Below are 3,557 nucleotides of genomic sequence, written 5' to 3'. Positions count from 1 at the left end.
TGGTACTGCATGGTGGGGGGCACTGGCAGCTCTCTTTTAAATAGCACGCGGCGCTTGTCCGGCAAGGGCTGGACCATGCCAGCGGCCCGAATGAAGAGGTCTTTTTCGGTGCTCGCCTGACGCCGGGCTTTGGCGAGCTCGGCCACCTGCTGCGCTTGGCTCAGGGCTTGTGCTTCGATTTCGCGCTTGACCAGTTTCAGGTCCGCCAACGCGTTGACCTTGACGGGTCGGACGCTTGCCGGTGCCGTCCTGCTTGGGGTGGTCTTGGGCGGCGTCTTCACAGCAAGCCCCGCTCGGCCATCGACAGCGCTTCACCCGGCGCCACGATCACATGGTCCAGCACCCGCACATCAATCAGCGCCAGCGTCGCCTTCAGGGTTTGCGTCAGGGCTTCGTCGGCGCGCGAGGGCTGCACCGTGCCGCTGGGATGGTTGTGGGCCAGCACCACGGCCGAGGCTTGGTGGTGCAGGGCGCGCAGCACCACTTCTCTGGGGTACACGCTGGTCTGCGTCAGGGTGCCGCGAAACAGTTCCTCCATCGCCAGCAGACGGTTTTGCACGTCCAGAAACAGCACGGCAAACACTTCATGCGGTTTGGCCGCCAGATGCAGTTGCAGGTAATGTTTGACGGCGTCGGGCGTGGCAAAAATAGTGCGTTCCTTGAGCTGCTGGGCCAGCGCCCGGCGCGACAACTCCAGCACCGCCACGATTTCGGCGCGTTTGGCCGGCCCCAGGCCTTTGATGCGCTTGAGGTCGTCGGCGGTGGCGTGCAGCAGGCCGGCGATGCCGTCAAAGCCATCCGTTTCACTCTCGTTTTTCTTCAGTTCCAGCAGTTCGCGAGCCATTTGCAGCACGCCCTTGCCCTTGATGCCGGTGCGCAGCAGGATGGCCAGCAGCTCGACGTCGCTCAGGGCGCCGGGGCCGCGCGCCAGCAGTTTTTCACGCGGGCGGGCGTCGGGGGGAAGGTCTTTGAGGGGCATGGGTCGGGCTTTTACAATGGAGGCCAGTTTATTCGCCAACGCGCCGCCCTTTCTAGATCCAGGACTTATATGACTTCCACACTTGCCTCTGTCCAACCGGGTTCATTCCTCACGCTGCATTACCGCCTGGCCGGGCCGGCCGGGGATGTGATCAACACCTTCAATGGCAAACCCGCCACGCTCACCTTGGGCACCGGCGAGTTGTCACCGGCGGTGGAAGCCCATTTGCTGGGCCTGGCCGAAGGCAGCCGCGTCACCTTCGAGCTGGTAGCGGGCGAAGCCTTTGGCGATCGCAACCCCGACATGCAGCAATGGCTGGCGCGCCAGGAGCTGATCGATATGGGCGAGGCCGAAGCCCAGTACGAGGTCGGCGATGTGGTGCAGTTCCCCACCCCGGACGGCCAGGGCCGCTTTGCCGGCTCGGTGCAGCAGCTCAGAAATGACGCCAAAGGCGACGCCGTGTTGTTCGATTTCAACCATCCCCTGGCCGGTCAGCCGGTGACGTTTGAAGTGCATGTGATCGGCATTTTGTGAGCGATTCCTTCCCTCAGGAAATCTTGCTGGCGGAGCCGCGCGGCTTTTGCGCCGGGGTCGACCGCGCCATCGAGATCGTCGAGCGCGCGCTGCAGAAGTTTGGCGCGCCGATTTATGTGCGCCATGAGATCGTGCACAACACCTATGTGGTGAACGACCTCAAGGCCAAGGGTGCTATCTTTATTGAAGCACTGGACGACGTACCGGCGGGGGCTACGCTCATATTCTCTGCTCACGGTGTGAGCCGGGCGGTGCAGGCGGAGGCGGCAGCGAGAGGTTTCCGGATTTTTGACGCCACCTGCCCACTGGTGACCAAGGTGCATGTGGAAGTCGCCAAGCTGCACAAAGAGGGCTATGAATTCATCATGATCGGCCACAAGGGACATCCCGAAGTGGAGGGCACCATGGGCCAGTTGGAGGGTGGCATTCATCTGGTGGAAGACGTGGCCGATGTGGCGCGGGTGCAGCCGGCGCAGACCGAGCTGCTGGCGGTGGTGACGCAAACCACGCTCAGCGTCGACGACGCGGCCGACATTGCCGCCGCCATCAAGGCGCGTTTCCCGAATGCGCGCCAACCCAAACAGCAGGATATTTGCTACGCCACGCAAAACCGGCAGGACGCCGTGAAAATCATGAGTCCGCAGGTCGATGTGGTGATCGTGGTCGGCAGCCCGACCAGCTCCAACAGCAACCGTTTAGCCGAGTTGGCGCGCAAGCTCGGCACCGAGAGTTACATGGTGGACAGCGCGGACGAGCTGCAGGCGCCCTGGTTCGAGGGCCGCCAGCGGGTCGGTTTGACCGCCGGTGCCTCGGCTCCCGAGGTGCTGGTGCGCCAGGTGATTGACCGCATCAAGGCGCTGGGCGCGGTGTCGGTGCGCAAGATGGACGGCATCGAAGAGACGGTGAAGTTTCCGCTGCCCAAGGGCCTCAAACTCGATGCCTCGCCCTGATCTCAATTGCTCTGCTATTGATAGCGCTTCGCGCATATTGGACGAGGGCTACAGCCATTTTTTATGTAAAACACCGGTGTCGAAGCGGTCCGGCCAAGCGCCCGGCCTGAATGGCCGGGAGGTCTGGCACAAGCCGGTGGTCGACCCCGGCACGCCGTTTGCCAGATTGTCTTGACGTGCCAAGTTTCAAAAAATTACAATTTCACCATGCTCGACATTACCCTCCTCCGAAAAGACCTCGATTCAGCCCTGGCGCGCCTTGAGACCCGCAAAAATCCGCAAACCTTTCTCAATGTGGAGGCTTTTAAAACGCTGGAGGCTGAGCGCAAGACGATTCAGATGCGCACCGAAGAGCTGCAGGGCAAGCGCAACAGCTTGAGCAAGCAAATTGGCCAGCTCAAGGCCAAAGGCCCGGCGGGCCAAGTCGAATCGGATGCGGTCATGGCCGAGGTGGCGGGTTTGAAGGCCGAGCTGGAAACCTCGGGCACGCGTCTGGACCAGATTCAGGCCGAGCTGCAAGTGCTGTTGCTGGCGGTGCCCAATTTGCCGCATGAGAGCGTGCCGGTGGGCGCGGATGAGCACGGCAATGTGGTGGTGCGCAGCTGGAGTCCTGACGGCAAGGGCCCCAAGGCTTTTGCGTTCCCGGTCAAGGACCATGTGGACCTGGGCTCGCCGCTGGGGCTGGATTTCGAGATGGGTGTCAAGCTGACCGGTGCGCGCTTCACGGTCATGAAAGGCCCGATTGCCCGCTTGCACCGCGCCCTGTCGCAGTTCATGCTGGACGTGCAAACCGAAGAGCACGGCTACACCGAGTGCTACACGCCCTACATCGTCAATGCTGAAAGTCTGCGCGGCACCGGCCAGTTGCCCAAGTTCGAGGGCGATCTGTTTGCCGCCAAAAAGGGCGGACAAGAAGGCGAGGCGGCACCGGACAACGCCGCGCTCTACCTGATCCCCACCAGCGAAGTGCCCTTGACCAACTTTGTGCGCGATGAAGTCGTGGCCGAGGCCGACCTGCCGATCAAGCTCACGGCCCACACCCCTTGTTTCCGGTCCGAGGCCGGCAGTGCCGGGCGCGACACGCGCGGCCTGAT

At 62.6% G+C, this 3,557-nt stretch carries 4 protein-coding genes and 1 pseudogene; 3 read left to right on the top strand and 2 right to left on the bottom strand.

The window, feature by feature from the left end; translation table 11 throughout:
* Together B3V69_RS00465 and radC are read right to left on the bottom strand one after the other, a co-directional pair.
* Window positions 1–209: pseudogene (locus tag B3V69_RS00465) on the bottom strand (DNA mismatch repair protein MutS); the annotation flags it as partial.
* 68 nt (window positions 210–277) lie between these two features.
* Window positions 278–979 carry a RadC family protein gene (gene radC, locus B3V69_RS00460; RefSeq protein WP_296442773.1) on the bottom strand — a complete coding sequence of 234 codons (702 nt, stop codon included), beginning with the start codon at window positions 977–979 and terminating at the stop codon, window positions 278–280.
* Window positions 980–1,048: 69 nt separating this feature from the next.
* Here radC and B3V69_RS00455 point away from each other — a divergent pair, with 69 nt between their 5' ends.
* From B3V69_RS00455 to B3V69_RS00445, 3 genes are all read left to right on the top strand, one after another.
* Complete coding sequence (locus B3V69_RS00455; protein ID WP_296442771.1) at window positions 1,049–1,513, top strand: FKBP-type peptidyl-prolyl cis-trans isomerase; 465 nt, start codon at window positions 1,049–1,051, stop codon at window positions 1,511–1,513.
* Complete coding sequence (ispH, locus tag B3V69_RS00450) at window positions 1,510–2,463, top strand: 4-hydroxy-3-methylbut-2-enyl diphosphate reductase (protein WP_296442769.1); 954 nt, start codon at window positions 1,510–1,512, stop codon at window positions 2,461–2,463. Before B3V69_RS00455 ends, ispH begins: the two co-directional genes overlap by 4 nt.
* Before the next feature lie 207 nt (window positions 2,464–2,670).
* Window positions 2,671–3,557 (top strand): aminoacyl--tRNA ligase-related protein (locus B3V69_RS00445; RefSeq protein WP_296442767.1); only part of this gene is annotated, 887 nt, incomplete at its 3' end.

The organism is Rhodoferax sp. UBA5149, assembly GCF_002413825.1.
In the GTDB taxonomy this organism is placed as follows: Bacteria; Pseudomonadota; Gammaproteobacteria; order Burkholderiales; family Burkholderiaceae_C; genus Rhodoferax.
The sequence above is the reverse complement of the archived record's forward strand: the minus strand, read 5'-3'. Positions and strand labels throughout refer to the sequence as shown.

Coding starts and splice junctions, on each gene's coding strand:
- B3V69_RS00455 (WP_296442771.1), top strand. CDS start 1,049: ATGACTTCCACACTTGCCTCTGTCCAACCGGGTTCATTCCTCACGCTG.
- radC (WP_296442773.1), bottom strand. CDS start 979: ATGCCCCTCAAAGACCTTCCCCCCGACGCCCGCCCGCGTGAAAAACTG.